Source organism: Allobosea sp. CER48, from assembly GCF_044752385.1.
Lineage (GTDB): Bacteria > Pseudomonadota > Alphaproteobacteria > Rhizobiales > Beijerinckiaceae > Allobosea.
This window is the reverse complement of record NZ_JBIWYK010000713.1, coordinates 1-1,140: the sequence shown is the minus strand read 5'-3', so window position 1 is coordinate 1,140 and position 1,140 is coordinate 1. Positions and strand designations below refer to the sequence as shown.

Annotated in this window: 1 protein-coding gene; it reads left to right on the top strand. The window is 69.7% G+C overall.

What is annotated here, in order from left to right; translation table 11 throughout:
- Window positions 1–44 precede the first annotated feature (44 nt).
- On the top strand, window positions 45–1,140 hold a 1,096-nt coding region (locus ACIPIA_RS16745; protein ID WP_400511101.1), incomplete at its 3' end, for a protein adenylyltransferase SelO.

The window sequence follows — 1,140 nt, the reverse complement described above, 5'->3', positions numbered from 1 at the left end:
ACCGCCTGCGTTGCATTGTGGCGGCGCGCGCATATCTAGACCTCATGACGGCGATTCCGTTCGACAATTCCTATGCGCGCCTGCCCGAGCGCTTCTATGCGTCGGTGGGGCCCACCGCTGTGGCGGCACCGCGCCTGGTGCGCCTCAACGAGGCGCTGGCGCTGCAACTCGGCCTGGACCCGCACTGGCTCAAAGGCCCGGAGGGCCTCGCCATGTTGGCGGGCAACAGCGTCGCCGAAGGGGCGACCCCGATCGCGACCGCCTATGCCGGCCATCAGTTCGGCGGCTTCAGCCCGCAGCTCGGCGATGGCCGCGCGATCCTGCTCGGCGAAGTGGTGGATCGCGACGGCCTGCGCCGTGACATCCAGCTCAAGGGGGCGGGGCCGACGCCCTTCTCGCGGCGCGGCGACGGCCGGGCGGCACTGGGGCCGGTGCTGCGCGAATACATCGTCAGCGAGGCGATGGCGGCGCTCGGCGTGCCCACGACGCGGGCGCTCGCGGCGGTACTGACGGGCGAGGCCGTCCGGCGCGAGACGCTCCTGCCCGGCGCCATCCTCGCCCGTGTCGCCGCCAGCCATATCCGGATCGGGACCTTCCAGTTCTTTGCCGCCCGGCGCGATGCCGAGGCACTGCGCCTGCTCGCCGACCATGTCATCGCGCGGCATTACCCGGAGGTGGCGGGCCGCGAGGCGCCGCATCTCGCCTTGCTGGAGGCGGTGGTGGCCGCCCAGGCCGATCTCGTCGCGCGCTGGATGCTGATCGGCTTCATCCATGGCGTGATGAACACCGACAACATGTCGATCGCGGGCGAGACGATCGACTACGGCCCCTGCGCCTTCATGGACGGCTACGATCCCGCAACCGTCTTCAGCTCGATCGACGAGCATGGCCGCTACGCCTATGGCAACCAGCCGCCGATCGCGCTGTGGAACCTGACGCGTCTCGCCGAGGCCATGCTGCCGCTCCTGGCCGAGAACCAGGACGAGGCGGTTGCGTTGGCTCAGTCGGCGGTCAACCGCTTCAACGAACAGTTCCAGAGCGCGCTGGTCGCCGGCTTCCGCCGCAAGCTCGGACTGGTGACGGAGCAGCCGGACGATGTCCTGCTGATCAAGGAACTGCTCGATGCGATGCAGCGCGCAC